The sequence below is a fragment of the Vibrio sp. 1S139 genome (assembly GCF_041439475.1).
GTDB lineage: Bacteria > Pseudomonadota > Gammaproteobacteria > Enterobacterales > Vibrionaceae > Vibrio > Vibrio crassostreae_C.
The window spans coordinates 21,756-36,809 of record NZ_JBGOOD010000009.1 but is presented as its reverse complement, the minus strand read 5'-3'; the positions used below and the strand labels follow the sequence as shown (position 1 = coordinate 36,809).

Annotated in this window: 11 protein-coding genes; 3 read left to right on the top strand and 8 right to left on the bottom strand. The window is 44.6% G+C overall.

What is annotated here, in order from left to right; translation table 11 throughout:
- Positions 1-8 precede the first annotated feature (8 nt).
- The 4 genes from ACED46_RS05165 to ACED46_RS05150 all read right to left on the bottom strand — a co-directional run bounded on the left by ACED46_RS05165 (position 9) and on the right by ACED46_RS05150 (position 5,455).
- On the bottom strand, positions 9-707 hold the full coding sequence (locus ACED46_RS05165) for an ABC transporter ATP-binding protein (protein WP_371721019.1): 699 nt from the start codon (positions 705-707) through the stop codon (positions 9-11).
- A gap of 743 nt (positions 708-1,450) precedes the next feature.
- Positions 1,451-3,355 carry a bifunctional UDP-sugar hydrolase/5'-nucleotidase gene (locus ACED46_RS05160; protein ID WP_371721018.1) on the bottom strand — a complete coding sequence of 635 codons (1,905 nt, stop codon included), beginning with the start codon at positions 3,353-3,355 and terminating at the stop codon, positions 1,451-1,453.
- A 301-nt stretch (positions 3,356-3,656) separates the two neighbouring features.
- Positions 3,657-4,646: a zinc-dependent alcohol dehydrogenase family protein gene (locus ACED46_RS05155; protein ID WP_017059992.1), complete on the bottom strand. Its 990-nt coding sequence runs from the start codon at positions 4,644-4,646 to the stop codon at positions 3,657-3,659.
- A gap of 20 nt (positions 4,647-4,666) precedes the next feature.
- Positions 4,667-5,455: a phytanoyl-CoA dioxygenase family protein gene (locus ACED46_RS05150; RefSeq protein ID WP_102332708.1), complete on the bottom strand. Its 789-nt coding sequence runs from the start codon at positions 5,453-5,455 to the stop codon at positions 4,667-4,669.
- Between the two features lie 319 nt (positions 5,456-5,774).
- On the opposite strand from ACED46_RS05150, the gene ACED46_RS05145 reads away from it, so the two are divergent.
- Entirely contained in the window at positions 5,775-6,965 is a 1,191-nt protein-coding gene (locus ACED46_RS05145) for a GGDEF domain-containing protein (RefSeq protein ID WP_371721017.1), read from the top strand.
- On the opposite strand, the gene ACED46_RS05140 is transcribed toward ACED46_RS05145, so the two are convergent.
- Both ACED46_RS05140 and ACED46_RS05135 read right to left on the bottom strand, forming a co-directional pair.
- The gene (locus ACED46_RS05140) at positions 6,952-7,833 is read right to left on the bottom strand and encodes a multidrug transporter (RefSeq protein ID WP_371721016.1); all 882 of its coding nucleotides are present in this window, start codon (positions 7,831-7,833) and stop codon (positions 6,952-6,954) included. The two genes, ACED46_RS05145 and ACED46_RS05140, sit on opposite strands and share 14 nt — an antisense overlap.
- Before the next feature lie 143 nt (positions 7,834-7,976).
- On the bottom strand, positions 7,977-9,308 hold the full coding sequence (locus ACED46_RS05135) for an MFS transporter (protein WP_371721015.1): 1,332 nt from the start codon (positions 9,306-9,308) through the stop codon (positions 7,977-7,979).
- Between the two features lie 317 nt (positions 9,309-9,625).
- Here ACED46_RS05135 and kduD point away from each other — a divergent pair, with 317 nt between their 5' ends.
- The gene (gene kduD / locus ACED46_RS05130) at positions 9,626-10,387 is read left to right on the top strand and encodes a 2-dehydro-3-deoxy-D-gluconate 5-dehydrogenase KduD (RefSeq protein WP_017059987.1); all 762 of its coding nucleotides are present in this window, start codon (positions 9,626-9,628) and stop codon (positions 10,385-10,387) included.
- Between the two features lie 53 nt (positions 10,388-10,440).
- Positions 10,441-11,079: an RpiB/LacA/LacB family sugar-phosphate isomerase gene (locus tag ACED46_RS05125; RefSeq protein WP_017059986.1), complete on the top strand. Its 639-nt coding sequence runs from the start codon at positions 10,441-10,443 to the stop codon at positions 11,077-11,079.
- Positions 11,080-11,201: 122 nt separating this feature from the next.
- Here ACED46_RS05125 and ACED46_RS05120 read toward each other — a convergent pair whose 3' ends face one another.
- Together ACED46_RS05120 and ACED46_RS05115 are read right to left on the bottom strand one after the other, a co-directional pair.
- A complete protein-coding gene (locus ACED46_RS05120) occupies positions 11,202-13,811 on the bottom strand; it encodes a response regulator (protein ID WP_371721014.1) in 2,610 nt (869 codons plus the stop codon).
- Entirely contained in the window at positions 13,804-15,015 is a 1,212-nt protein-coding gene (locus ACED46_RS05115) for an acyl-homoserine-lactone synthase (RefSeq protein ID WP_371721013.1), read from the bottom strand. The genes ACED46_RS05120 and ACED46_RS05115 overlap by 8 nt, the downstream gene beginning before the upstream one ends.
- Positions 15,016-15,054 lie beyond the last annotated feature (39 nt).

The window sequence follows — 15,054 nt, the reverse complement described above, 5'->3', positions numbered from 1 at the left end:
TGGATTACTCACAACGCTGCTACTCTTGGGGTTAGATCGGCGTTCCTTAAACAACCATCATCTAACACCAATTTTGTCTGCATAAAGCTGGCGCATTCTGGGCTGTGCGTAACCAAAAGCACCGCAGTGTTGCCTTGAGTGGTGATTTCACTCAGCAGCTTCATAACCTCTAACCCTGCTTTGTGGTCGAGGTTGCCTGTGGGTTCGTCGGCAAGCAATAGTTTGGGTTTATGGGCTAGCGCGCGCGCTATTGCGACTCGTTGTTGCTGACCGCCAGAGAGTGCGGATACATGTCTTTCGAGTAACTCGTTGATACCCAATGCATCAACTAAATAATCGCACCAGTCGCTCCATTTTTGTTGATTCAAATGGAGCGGGAAGGCGATGTTTTGTTTTACGTTGAGTGGGGTCAATAAGTTGAACTGTTGAAAGATAACGCCCAATTTTTGATGACGAAATCGGCTCCATTGTGGATCTTTCCAATTTGATGTGTTCTCGCCATCAAGCCACAATTCTCCACCGGATAGAGGTTCAAACCCCGCAATGATGTTAAGCAGAGTACTCTTTCCACTGCCACTCGCCCCTGTCAAAGCCACGCTTGCCCCTGTTGCCAAAGCGAAGTCGACATTTTCCAACACGCTATGAGTGTCTTTACCATCAACAAAGCTTTTGCTGGCATGTGTGAGTGTGACAATTGGGCTTTCCATTTCCTTTCCTTATAACCAAAACCTACCATCAAAAGGTGTCGTTACTTGTGGCAATTACTGAAGCGACAAGCTCTATAAAACTGTAGACAACAATTTCAAACAATAGAGCGATTTATATCGAATTATTAATAACTTGTACTGCAAAAAGAGGGGAATAGATCAGTGTGAGATGGAATACAGGTGTAAGTGGGAGCTTAGAGTCACCTAGGAGGCTTTTGGGGCTGTTTATAGATAATAAATATCTATGTTAAAAATTGTCCCAATTCCAATTCGTTTTAAAAGAAAACGCCCCCGATTGGTTGAAGCCAATCAGGGTTAGTAAGGCCCAAGAAAATCTAGTTACTTGGACTTTATTGCGAGGATTAATTTTGCTAAGGCACCTAACAAAGCAGCGATAGCGAAAACCAATTCAGGGTTATTCATATTATTACCTATAAAGAAGCTCTCGCCTTATGTGAGAGATTCTTCGTATTATCAACATGCATGTGATGGAAGGCAAGATAAAGAAATGGGGCTACCTGTGGATAACTATCTGATTTATTAGGTTTTACTAAAAGGGGGGGAGGCGGTGTAGCCTTCAAGTTGCAAAGTACTTGCTTACAATAGTTATGAGTGTGTCAAAGAGTCTGCTTTTACTTCTATTTTTCAACGTCACTTAATATGGATCGTACTCAACTTTCCGTAATCAACGACCTAACCACGCTCTAAGCGTCGTTAAGTCGTTATTGGTTTGAGGTCAGGGATTAATTGAGCGCTTTGATCAGAGCGATTTCGCGTTTGATCTGCTTACTCTCTTGCTCAGTTGCTTGCGCCAGTTTCTTTTCGCGTGTGGTTATGGCAGCTTGTTTCGCTTCGTCAGATTTGAACATCAGTTCTTTTACGTTGATAGAAGCGATGTTTGTGTAGCGGCCATCGTCACTGGTCGGGATTGATATGGTTTCATCATTAATCAATGACTTCACTATCTCTCGTTGTTCATTATAATGGCTTTCTAAACCAGAAAGTGCCCATCGTTGTTGAGGTTTACCTTCATACTGACCGTTCCTTTCTTCTTTAAGATATTTGATGGTCATATTACGGATTGTGCCTGCTTCTTCTCCATACTCTGCTTCCGTATCAAAAAGTACAGGGAACGATTCGCCTTCTAGCACGCCGCCTTTCTTGGTTAGATGACCCATTCGATAGCTATTCATACCAATACGGATTTCTGTTTGATCTGTAACCGGAGTGCCATCTGCAAACGCGAGGTTGGTAATGCGTGTACCTGCAGGCTGAGTAAGGTCGATGGTATAAGCCACGCCCGCGAAGAAGTCATTGGTCGAGTATTTTGATGCTCTGCGTTCAGGGTTAAAGCTGTAGGTTACATCGCCAGGTTGTACTGAGTTGAAGTAGCCCGCAGACCATTCCATGTAGGTTCTTAACTCTTTGCCTGTCATCTGGTAGACAGTGATTTCGCCACCTGCGTATTGGTAGTTGTACGCGATGTCTTTGGCTTTGATTGGGCCAACATCAAGCTCTGCATTGTCGTTGTCTATTTGAAGTGCAATGACATTGGCTTTGGGTGCATAGAAGAAGCTCGCTTCTTGGAATAGCGCACTGATGCCTGTGTCTTGAACATGGACTTGAGGGATACCGCGGATTTCGTTTTCTGGGACTAAATCAACGCCGGTAAGTTGAGCGACAGGTCTGTTCGCCATTTCTCGGAGTTGTTTGTGGTAAGGCTGGTATAACTCGTCCATATTCTCATCAGAGTCGATACCTTTAATTTTATAGGTGAAGCTGTCTTTGTTGACGAGAGTGAATGTGCCATCGCGCTCTTCAAATTGAAGATCGATACGAGATAGGGCGCGGCCATATCTGTCGGGTTCAGTAATAATAACGCCATTTACAACGGCTTTCTCGATGCGAGTGTGCATGTGGCCAGCGACGATGGCATCAAGCTCTGGGTTTGCATTGGCAATGTCGGTGACACCGGTGTCGGCAATGTCATTCTCGTTCTCAATTCCCATATGGGCAACCAATATGATGGCATCCACTTTATCATCAATCTCTTTGACGATTTTCTTCACTTCCAAGGTTGGATTAGTGAAAGTGACGCCTTCTAAACGGTTGGTACCTTGCGCAAAGACCTCCGTCATTGGGGTATCCATTCCGATCACGCCGATCTTAATGCTACCGCGTTCTAGGATGGTGTAACCAGGCAGGAATGGGTTTCCGTTTTTGTTCTTGATGTTGCCACCGAGAGACTGCCCTTTAAATTGGGTAACGGCCCTGTTGAGGGTTTTGAGGCCAAAGTCGAATTCGTGGTTACCTAAAACCCACACATCGTATTTCATGTGATTAAAGCCAAGCATCATTGGATCAACGGGCTCGTCTTTGAAGGTTTCTACGAAGTTGCCTTGGATGGTATCGCCAGCGTCGACAAGGATAATGTTAGATTGCTCTTTGCGGATCTCACCAACTTTGGTCGCGATTTGGCTCAAGCTACCACGAGTGGTGAGTTTATCTGCCGCGTAATCCCACGCCATAAAATGACCGTGGATATCTGAAGTACCCAGTATCGTGACATCGTGTATATCGCCATCAGCTGCAAAGGTGGGAAAGGCTAGAGAGAGTAGGATGGCGCTTGATAGTATGTGTCTTTTCATAAGTATGTTCACATCGTGGTTTTAAGTATGACGCTACCATATAGAATCGAGGTTATCTTATGGGTGATCAGTATCATATTTCTAATGATATAACTAATTGATGTTTCAAATAAATGTGATTCATGACCATCTCGTAACCACTTAAGTTATGGAGAAATGCACCACAACTCTTCGCTATCTTTTCAATCTTCGATTTCTTTAATCAAACTTCCTAAGCGATGGTGTATTAACAAGCACGCTTGTAAGCTGTTGAACGTCTTGCCTGTTGAAATAAACAAGGTATATATCGTCCAACTCTCACTTACTGTGGCAGTAAGATGATCTTGCCCTCTAGGCGTGTGGTTTTCGATTCAATGAGATCAATCGCGGTTTGCACTTCATCGAATGGTAGATAGCGGTCAACGTCGAGCTGAATGTCGTTTGTGATGAAGTGATCTAGCATGGTCGTGAACTTATCACGGCGAACATCTTTACCTTCTGCTTCCTCCCAATAACGCAAGAAGAAGGTGCTGAAATCGATGTGTTGGTTTTTCGCGTACTCAAAGAAGCGTGGCTCGTAAAAATCCAACGACAGCGTCCCATAGTTGATAAAGCGCCCGTTGTTGCCAAGGGTGTGAACAAGATCGGTTCCGGGTGAGCCGCCAATCGCATCAAAGGCAACGGTTGGCATAGGCAAGCCTAATGCCTTAATTTGAGAAACTAGATCAGCGTTCGCATCTATCACCCAACAGGAAGTGGCAGGGTATTGTGTCTGCTGTGATGTAACGACAATGATGTTGAAGCCGAGTGATGCTGATAACTGGGAGAAGATCTTACCGATGGCTGAACTGCCCGCGTTGATGATCAACACATCCTCTTGGGTCAGCTTGGCTATTTCTGTCGTTAGCACCCATGCGGTTAGCGCATTAATGTACAACTGACAGGCGTAGCCATTGTCTAAATGTTGAGGAATTTGGAACAGATCATCTGGTGATACATCGACATAGTTCTGCCATGTTCCACTGGTTGCCACAAGCACTCGTTGATTCACTATAAACTCAGCACTGCTGGATTCTACAATCCTTCCTACCGCTTCAAATCCCGGTACTCTCGGCGGCTGATGGCTATGTTTGTATTGGCCCACACCATAAATCGACAACAGATCACTAGGGTTGATGTTAGTCGCTTCAATTTGTACGCGAACTTTATCTTTGTCTAGTACCCCTAAAGCGACATGTTCTAACTTGAGAGATTCTTTTGGCTGACCGAAACGGAACTGGCTAATTCGGGTATTTTGCTTAGTGTCAGTCATAGTTTGGGCACCTTTATGGATTATGAGTACTGCATCGATTTTAAGTGTAGCGTGTTCATAAATAATCTTGGGTCGGAAATGTTGCTCAACATGGCTGGTGTTGGCAGACAATCGTCATCAACGTAGTCGACATAGTCTGCCGCCGAATCAAAGATCAAAATATCCAAAGCCAAACGATCCAAGCCATATCGGCCTCGGTGGATCATGTCCGCTGAAAACACCAATAAGTCACCGGCGGCTAATGGTATCTGCTTACCACCAGAGATGTCATCGCTGCTCACTTTGCCGTTTTCTTCTTGGCGAACATTGTACTCTTCTTCGTTGTCCCAACGCTTGTGTGTGCCAGGGATAAGTTCCATACCTGGCTCATCAAAAATGGGCACTCGCAGATGCAATACCTGGGTTTCCATGATGACTTTCATTTGGTCATCAACGTCGTAATCGTATTGACAGTCACGATGCCAGAAGTCTTTTTGTTGCGGATTTACTGGGTTGAAGAACAGCTGTGTATTCATGAATGCTGGTTTGTTCGGAATCACCGCATCAACCACGTTCATCACTTGTTTCGAGCTGATGAAGTCGAAAAGCACGCTTCTATCGTCGGCGAGCAAATACTCGCTTCCCGTAATTAAAGACGAGTTAAATGCTTCTTCTTTATAGAATTCTTCGTTGTCTGCTTTCCATGATTCATGAAATTTCAGCACGACTTTTCTAAGCGATGCAATTTGAGCTTCATTGAAATAATTTCTGATAACAAAGTAACCATGTTCGTCGTAACGGTCACTTAATTGTTGGCTGTTTTCTACCACTGACTACCTTCGTTCATTCTTTGCTGTATAATAACTAAGGTCAACAGCCCTAGAGATTTCTTGGGCGCATAATGCCAGACAGTCGTCATTCAACCAAGTAACGAGTGCAGAAGCCTGTAGATTCAGTGATGCGATAAAACTCTATGGGGGCGAGTGTTACATGCCTATCCATATCATGGACTCATGCGATAAAAATCTCCGCATATGTGATCTACCCCCTTTTTTTATAAAATAAAAAGATTCACATGGTGAATGTTTTTGTGGTTTGCATGATTATTGACCATGTTGAAATTTGGTTGCGTATGGAAGATAGAAAATCATGGATGGTTTTTCGCTGGATATGAGAACACTTAATTTTATTATTATTTTGTTCTCTTTCATTTACTGTATTGGCTTGTTGTTATTTCAATTCACTCAACAGTCCATTAAAGGGCTTTCAATCTTTTCCATTTCAATATTTGTTATCGGAACTGGGCCGTTGATGTTGAGCCTAAGAGGGGAGTTCCCTGATTGGGTCACCGTTATTGGTGCCAATATGGTCATTGCGCTTGGTTTTCATCTCGCCTTGTATAGCTTATGTCTGTTTCGAGAATACTCTCTCAAATGCACCTACCTCAGTAGTCTAATGATGTTGGCTCTTTTGCCATGTTTTATTTACTTCACGTTCTATGAGCCTTCCATAAAGGCTCGAATTATCCTCATTAGTTTATATCTGGCTTTTGTGACTCTTTGCACTGCCTTTGCGGTATTAAAGGGCCGGCGTGATGACTTGACTCTAGGTATTCGGATGATGGCCTTGTCATTTACGATATATGGCGGGTTTATGGTTTTTCGAGTTGTGGTGACGCTATTTTCAACTGAGCTCCAGGATTTCATGGCGGCCACTCTCATTCATCAACTTGCCTTTTTAGTGAGCATCGTTCTTATTGTGTCGATGAGCTTTACAATGCTTTGGCTGATTAACGCAAGGTTGCTTAGTTCTATTCACGAGCTGTCCTACAGCGACCCTCTAACGGTACTGGGAAACCGCAGAGCATTAGATGAGATGGTTCCAGTTATCATGAAGCAGGCGGAAACTGCACCTGTTAGTGCCATTATGATGGATATTGATAATTTTAAGTCGATCAATGACCAACACGGACACATTGTAGGTGACCTCGTGATCAAGTCTTTTGCTGAAATGGTTCAAAGTGCGATAAAAACATCGCCTAAAGCCAGTGCGTTTCGTTTTGGCGGAGACGAGATAATGATTTTATTGCCTAATGTCGATTTCCAACAAGCTCAGGTTATTGCCTGCAAGTTACGATTGTCTATTTCAGAGGTATCAGCAGTACTAGAACATGAGATGTTTCTGACATCGAGTTTTGGTGTTGCTCAGCTTCACCCGCATGAGAGTTGGAATGGGTTTATTAGCCGAGCCGACAAAGCGTTATATCAAGCGAAAACAAACGGTCGCAATATGACTTCAATTTGTCCTAGTCATATTAACGAGCTCGTCACTGCCACATAACCAATACTGCTGCGATAGAAAGCAAGATGAGCGCAAGAATGTCTTTGCGCGCGATGCTTTGCCCTAACCAGAAATAGGATATCAACACCATGAAGATCACTTCGACTTGCCCGAGTGTCTTTACGTACGGCACGGCTTGAAGCGACATCGCGCTAAACCAACCCAGAGAACCGATAACACTCGCTAAGCTTGTCATGATGACTAGTTTCGACTTCTTGAATATCAGGCGCAGCGTGTCGCGTTCTCTGAAAAAGAGATACGTACAGATAATCACTGTCTGAAGGGAAATGACGAGGAACAGCACCCAAGCAGCGCTATGAGGGAAGGGCAACCCTATGCTCAAACTTGCTTCCCGTACCCAAAGAGACGTTAAAGCAAAGGCGGTGCTACACGTCATACCTAATAAGAACACTTTCGGGGACAAGCTTCGCCAGCCAGAAGCGCTACTCATGATTAGCACGCCTAAAGTACCAATAAGTACGCCGACCCAACCTGTTAGTGTCAAAGCAGTACCAAAAAACAATACGGATAGCACAGCAGATACGGGGGCTTCACACTTGGCTAAGCCTGCGCCTATCGCATAGTTTTCGAGCTTGAACAGCATCACCATTAAGCCGGTCGCGAGGATCTGCATGATGGCGGCAGCAACAATATAGAAAACAAACTCACCCGAAAAATCCGGTGCGGATACGGGCTGCCATTGATAGAGGGCGCAGAGGTAAATAAGGGCGATAGGGCTAGCCCAAATAAATCGCGCTAACGTTACGCCAGCCACGCTCATGGTGCCACTTAATTTACTTTGAAAGGCATTGCGCCAAGATTGGCTAAAGGCGGCAAGGAGAGTAAAGGCTATCCAACTAAAAGACATGACGCGTCCATGTGTTATGTAATTTGGTGGTGATACTAACAAAAAATCACTTGATAAGAAGTGTCATTATCTGTTTATAGCCACAGGCTCACCTTTATTCTCTATTCGGCAGTAGAGATATCTTCAACAGTTCGATGCTTTCTTCAGAAGATCGGCTGTTTCTTGTTTTTGAAATAGAACAGCGCGCTGATCGAAATGAACAGTAAGGTGAAGTAATAGAAAAACGAAGACAGTGAGGCCAAGAAGGCAAGGTTCTGTTCTATTTCTTGTTCGGTGAAGCCCTGAGACACCAACTTATAGTAGTAAGCGTACAAGATCCCGATCAGCCCGTATCCGAGGTTAAACATTAAACCTTTGAAACTAAGAACGGTGGCTCGGTTGTGCGATTCGGTCTTTTTATTCAGGTGGTAGCTGATGAAAATGTTCATCGTCATGATGATAAAGATTAACACCAACGCCGGAATGACCCCGTAAATCGACCAACCTAAACTGATCCAGTAATAAGTCGCCATGCTTGCTAAACCCATGACCACAATGAAGGTTTTAGGCTCAATACTCTCTGCTAATCTTCGGCTTTGTCCTGCCAATATAATCTTAAGCAAACTTATACCCGCACCAATAAAACCAAAGTAGATAATTGGAATATCAATCGCCAGATAGTATTGGCTGTTCATGGTCAGGAACATGCGTGAGGTGTGTTCGAATAGGCTGTAGTAGAGCAAGATGAACAGCACGTAAGGTGTAGCGAATACCCATTTACCCGCATCGATCGTCAATTTAAGACTTGAGATGGTGGTTGCCAATTTGGTTTGGTCGCTTGGCATCAGCTTTTTCTCTTCGCGCATATTAATCGCGGCATAGATGGCGATCATCGCTACAAATAGGGTGGCGAACACAGGAATACGCATCAGGTCTTTAGTGCTTTCTGGTTCGGCTAGTCCAAGGAAATGAAAGATGTTCGTCATAAAGTTCACGTCGTACATCGCCGCACCAATCAGCGTGACAAAGATACCGACCGTTGAGGCGACACGAAGCTGGATTTGCAGCACTCGCGGCCACAACTCTTCATTACCTTGTTCTTTTAAGGTGTCGTAAGCCAATGCCTCGTCGGCGCCGCTGGCCAGTGCCATCGCTAAGCCACTGAGAATCCGGTTAATCAGAAAGACTATGAACACCAAGTCGGGGTTTCCGGTTGGCACTAAGGCGATCATTGCGATCTCAACAAACATCACAATCGAAGACAGCACCACCAGTTTCTTGCGGCCTAAGGTATCGGCGAATGCACCCGACGGTACTTCAGCAAGTACAATGGTGACCGCCCAAACTACATTGAGCATCGCGAATTGAGACAGGGTTAACCCGTAATCTAAATAAAGTAGGGTGAATATAGGGTAGTAAAAACGCGCAAAGTAGCTGCTTCTAAACATTAAGAAGTAGCGGACATTGGGAATTTTAAGGATCTCTTTGAGCGTCATGATAATTTCAGTAATTTAGATAACACATTATTATGTATAACCCTTTTACTCTTTTAAATCATGAATTGTTGTCAAATCCCTACAATATCTGGTTTGGGTGATCTTCGAGAGCATGGTTCATGGTGGGTTATAGGCTTCTGTTCTCCAAATCACTTCCCCCCATTCATTTAGTTTGTGGTGCTCGTTTCACTTGTTCGACTGATTTTGGTGCAAGATCGAAACTCTACAACGTCGCTCTCGCATTTACATCTTATTGTATGATTTAATTGTTGGTAGTAATGATACGCAATGAATCCAATGTAATTGAGGAAGCGAGCATGATCTTAGAGTCATTCAGTCTGGAAGGTAAAGTAGCGATAGTGACTGGCTGCAATACGGGTCTTGGGCAAGGCATAGCATTAGGCCTAGCGGAAGCTGGTTGTATGGTTGTCGGTGTTAACCGAACAGAACCTGAAGAGACTATTGAAAAAATGAGTGCAGCAGGCCATTCGTTCTTAAACGTGAGTGCTGATCTTCTCGATCAAGCGTGCATTCCAGGGGTTATAGAGCGCACTTTGGCTGAGTTTGGCCAAGTCGACATTCTCGTGAACAATGCAGGAATTATTCGCCGCCAAGATGCTATTGAGTTCTCAGAGCAAGATTGGGATGACGTAATGAACGTGAACACCAAGACAGTGTTCTTTATGTCTCAGGCTGTTGCAAAGCAGTTTAAGGCTCAAGGTACTGGCGGAAAGATCATTAACATTGCATCGATGCTCTCATTCCAAGGTGGCATTCGAGTTCCTTCCTATACGGCTTCAAAAAGCGCTGTGATGGGCGTGACACGTGCTATGGCGAACGAATGGGCGCGCGACAATATCAATGTGAATGCGATAGCACCCGGTTATATGGAAACGAACAATACTCAAGCTCTGCGTGAAGATGCTGAGCGCAATCAAGCGATTCTTGAGCGTATTCCGGCTGAGCGTTGGGGTAAACCGCAAGATATCGCAGGTCCTTGTGTGTTCTTAGCATCATCAGCATCGGATTACATTAATGGCTATACCATTGCTGTTGACGGTGGTTGGTTAGCACGCTAGTTGGTTTTTTATTCTAAATTTTGAGTTTGCAGCAATCTTGCAGGAGAAGATAAATGAAAATCGCTTTAATGATGGAAAACAGTCAGGCAGGTAAAAATGCCATGGTTGCAGCTGAGCTAGAGTCAGTGGCGGGTGGCATTGGTCACGATGTTTTCAACTTAGGTATGACCGACGAGAATGATCACCACTTAACGTATATCCACTTAGGTATCATGGCCAGTATTCTGATCAACTCAAAGGCTGTGGACTTTGTTGTGACGGGATGTGGAACAGGGCAAGGTGCTTTGATGTCACTGAACCTGCACCCGGGTGTGGTTTGTGGTTACTGCCTAGAGCCATCAGATGCTTTCTTGTTTAACCAAATCAACAACGGCAATGCTCTCGCTCTCGCTTTTGCTAAAGGCTTTGGCTGGGCAGGTGAACTCAACATTCGTTATATCTTTGAAAAAGCGTTCACAGGCGAGCGTGGTAATGGGTATCCACTAGAACGTGCAGAACCACAGCAACGTAATGCAGCAATTTTGAATGAAGTGAAAGCGGCGGTGGTAAAAGATAACTTTATTGATTCTCTGAGAGCTATCGACCAAGATCTAGTGAAAACAGCGGTTGGCAGCGAGCGTTTCCAACAATGCTTCTTTGAGCATTGCCAAAACCAAGAAATCGCTGATTATGTTCGTTCACTTTTAGATTAATTAGAGCGTTTAGTTCTGATAGAGCCAACCTTGTTCGGCTGGCTTTTTGATGAATAATTAAAGCAATGTAATGAGACAAACAGTAATCAACTGGCTAAATTGCGATTCGTGTTTTCCTGCATCTACTCTTCATCTTCGGTTTCTTTGGAAGCATTCGAGGCACAGCCTTTCTCTAGCCAGTTGTCCAGTACGTGTTGCAGTGCCTTCAAAGAGGTTGGCTTCTCTAGGCGACCATCCATCAGTTTGCTGATCATATCTAACTCGTGTTGTCCTGATTCGCCAGACAAAGCAATGATTGGCGTTTGAGGAGAGCGTGCCTTGATAATTTGGCTTGCGTCAAAACCATTCATTATCGGCATTTGTACGTCCATTAAGATCAAATCGACCTTGTGTGTTTTGAACAGTTCGACGGCATTCTCACCGTTTTTGGCTTGTAAGCTATTGACGCCAAGTCGACTCAAGTACATTTGAACAAGCGTGCGTTGTACTTCTTTATCATCGACGATCAGTACGGTTGGAGCCAAATGATTCCCTGGGGTTAGCGTGCTTGTTGGTTCTGAATTTTGCGTTGCCGCTTGGTTGTCTGGCTTAGCTTCAGCGTTGGTTTTGTTTTCAGTTGTGGTTTGATTACTTTTCCAATCATTGAAGTAAGGCGTACGAAGTGCGTCTGCTTTGGGTGCATTGGGTACTACCGGGAAGTACAGGTGGAACTCAGTAAACTCCCCAAGTTTAGAGTGGCACTCAACTCGGCCGCCAAATGAACGCATCACACGTTGGCAATAGCCAAGCCCTAGGCCGCTACCACCGCTTTTTTGGTAAGAGAAGAAGTCATCAAAGATCTTATGTGCAATGGCTTCGTCAATGCCAGGGCCGGTATCTCGGAATATCAGAACGTTCTCGTAAGGCCCTGTGTTGGTGCTGATCTCAATTTGGCTTTCTGGATAAGAATCAAAGTAATAGATTGCATTACGTATCAGGTTGAAAATAACGAAATTGAATAAGGTTTCATTGAGCTTTGCCACAAAATCAGCATGTTGTGGTAAACGAATTCGCTCAATGATCTTCTCGTTCTCAAAGCCATAATGGCTGACGGCTTGATCCACGGCCTTGTGGATAGAGGTCATGGTGATTGGTCCATGCTCGGGTGAGCTGTCACTGACTTCTCGCAAGATGATATCAATCAGCTGTCGACCACGTTGAATCGCAGCTTGGCCGTTCTCAATATCAAGTAAGATCTGTTTCGCTGGTGCTTGATTATCAATGTGCTGTTTTAGTAGTTCAAATTGTAATTGCACTTGAGCCAGTGGATTACGCATTTCATGAGCGATTGAGTTAGCAAGGGCACGACTTTGGCGGATGCGTCTATCGGCTTCGATAGTGCTTTGTACTCGAGTTAACAAGGTTTGCAGGGCAGAGATCTCTTCGTTAGAGAACATCTGATCGTTGCTCTTGTGTGACGATACTAACAAGTGCGTGACCGATTTCCCCTGGCCGAATAGAGGCATCACCAAAGCGGTATCGTTGGAGCTCATTTTGTCATACAGGGCTTTGATTGAGCGCTTGACTGGTGCGGTGTAATCAAGCTCCTGAGACAACTCATCGAACACTAAAACGGACTTGTTAGTAGACAGATAATCTTCGTAGAAGGTTTCGTTGTAGTTGCTGTTAACTAGACGTAGCTTATCTTCTGGAATTTGCAGTAGGCTACCCAAACGACGCATTGCGTCATCAATTGAAAGCTTGAAATCCTCTTCTAGCGCGAGGATCTGTTGTACTGGCGTTTTCTTGTTTCCGTAGATAAAGAAGGAGGCGTAGTCGCTCACACGTTTGTAGAGTAAATGCCAAGTGATGCCGATAACCGCGCAGATAGGGATAGCAATGAGCCATTGGTTATCGTCTGTCAGTGGGATAAATATCGCGCCAAAAGGTATCACCAAAATTGCACAGACCAACAACGTATTTAGGCTCATGTACGCAAGGTATTTCACGCTGTAGAAGCGAGAGGTCAGCAGGGCATAGCCAACGAACAACATTTCACTTATCGACAAAGCTGGTGGCAGCCAAGTGAGCGAGAAATCACGCAAGAAGTAGGTCATGCCTAGGTGGATCGTAGCAGTAGACAGCATGAAGACTAAAATGCCTGCGATCATGTAGTTGGTTTTGGCTAAGGTTAGCTTGCTGCTGTTGGCGCGCATGGCCACCAGGTTGAGTAGTGTTAGCACTACAAAGCTAATCATCCCAATGAAGAAGTACGGCGTATGCGGTCCAAACTCAATCACGAACTGGCTTGGGCCAGCAATGGTGACGTGTTCAACGGTTAACCCTGGACTTAAATTGATAAAGAAGGAGTAGACGGTTAGGGTGACGAAAATGGCTTGTTGCCACACATGAACCTTACCACTGCGTTGTTCGGCGGCGAGCTTACACGAGAAGTAATAGGCAAAGGCAAACGCAAAGAACGAGGCGAGGTTGGCAAACTTTGCGGCGAACACAGCGGCCGAGGTCCCAAGTTCCGGTAATAAGTCGGTATGGAAATAAGCGTTACTGCTGATCCATGCAACAATACAGATCGAATACGCGATGTAAGGAGCGTGGTGTGTCCCCGCGATCACTTCGTTCTTTTGTTTCAGGCGGTAGCAGTAATAGAACAACCACATGACAACCACTGCCACGGTTGCAAGCAGGGTGATTGCTTTTGCATAGATGATCGCCTCAAGGCCGAAATCAAACATGTTCATCCTTTTTTGCCGAGCGCAACTTTTCTAATGACTTTCTACTCTCTCGCACTGCGCGTTTGTAGCCGCGGAAATCGACATTATTGAACGCTTTTACCATTATCTCGAAATTCCAGAACCCACGATAAATGGTTGTGCCATCATCATTTAATTCGCAATACCCAGAATGGAAGTATGCATTGGAATCAATGGTTTGATAAAACTGAAGCATGAAAGGTTGCTCGATAATAGTGAAGCCAATCTTATAGCCTATTTGGTGTAAGACACTCATCAACTCTTTTTGAGCAAGGTAGAGGAAATAGAGCTTTTGTTGGGTATTGCCACTGACTGTCAGACGCAACACCTCACACAGGGCATCTTTGTCGGACAATTGTAACTGGAATTGTTGGTCAAATTCTGGGAGAGAGTAACATTTTGACAGTGTAGGCGGTGTGAAAAGTTGTAACCCTGCGAGTTCATCGTAGCCGTAATTGGGCAAACAGTATTGCCATTGCTCATTGCTAAATGGCGGTGCGTAACTTAGCCAAGTGTCATTCTTAGACCAGTCTTGAATCAGCGCAGAGGAAACCAGTGTTGGAAAGGCTTCATCGACTGGGTGTTTGAGCAGAATAAAATGCTTACCTGCCTGAGAAAGGTGTAATAAAGGCAGCATCTCAAACCATTTTTCACCCTTGATGAACACCTCAAGATTGCTTAAAGCAATGGCATCGCTGATTGACATTCCTTGTGGGTGACAGGGCGTTTGCACTACAAGTTGAGCATCTTCGATGTGTTCAACGATTGCACCGTAGTAGGCACTATCTTTAATGGGCAGATCAACAGAAGAAGGGGACTTGGTGTTCAATGGTGATTTTGCTTTGATTGCGGCAATTTCACATTCACACCAAAAATCTAACCAATGCATGTAGCACTGGCCTACGGCCTGCTCTAGAAGATCAACCTCTGCAGATAGTGTGTTTGGATAGCGCAGAATCAGATCGCGGTAGTCCATCACCTCAAACAATACCGAATAGCTTTTGTTTTGATGCTCAGGGAAAAGCAATTCTAATTGGCTTCTACGATATTCAGTCACGCTTTGGAAAAGAGCAGTGCGCTCATGTGGCTGATAAGTGCTGATGACGAGCTCTATCAGCGCTCGCTGTTTTATTTCGATAGACAGACTGCTAGCCAACAGTGAGCCTAAAGACGACGTTAATTTCATGTTTAACCTAGCCTAGGTTTATATAATTATTTTTATTTG

Coding starts and splice junctions, on each gene's coding strand:
- ACED46_RS05135 (WP_371721015.1), bottom strand. CDS start 9,308: ATGACGCTCAAAGAGATCCTTAAAATTCCCAATGTCCGCTACTTCTTA.
- ACED46_RS05145 (WP_371721017.1), top strand. CDS start 5,775: ATGGATGGTTTTTCGCTGGATATGAGAACACTTAATTTTATTATTATT.
- ACED46_RS05120 (WP_371721014.1), bottom strand. CDS start 13,811: ATGTTTGATTTCGGCCTTGAGGCGATCATCTATGCAAAAGCAATCACC.
- ACED46_RS05165 (WP_371721019.1), bottom strand. CDS start 707: ATGGAAAGCCCAATTGTCACACTCACACATGCCAGCAAAAGCTTTGTT.
- ACED46_RS05115 (WP_371721013.1), bottom strand. CDS start 15,015: ATGAAATTAACGTCGTCTTTAGGCTCACTGTTGGCTAGCAGTCTGTCT.
- kduD (WP_017059987.1), top strand. CDS start 9,626: ATGATCTTAGAGTCATTCAGTCTGGAAGGTAAAGTAGCGATAGTGACT.
- ACED46_RS05140 (WP_371721016.1), bottom strand. CDS start 7,833: ATGTCTTTTAGTTGGATAGCCTTTACTCTCCTTGCCGCCTTTAGCCAA.
- ACED46_RS05125 (WP_017059986.1), top strand. CDS start 10,441: ATGAAAATCGCTTTAATGATGGAAAACAGTCAGGCAGGTAAAAATGCC.
- ACED46_RS05155 (WP_017059992.1), bottom strand. CDS start 4,646: ATGACTGACACTAAGCAAAATACCCGAATTAGCCAGTTCCGTTTCGGT.
- ACED46_RS05160 (WP_371721018.1), bottom strand. CDS start 3,355: ATGAAAAGACACATACTATCAAGCGCCATCCTACTCTCTCTAGCCTTT.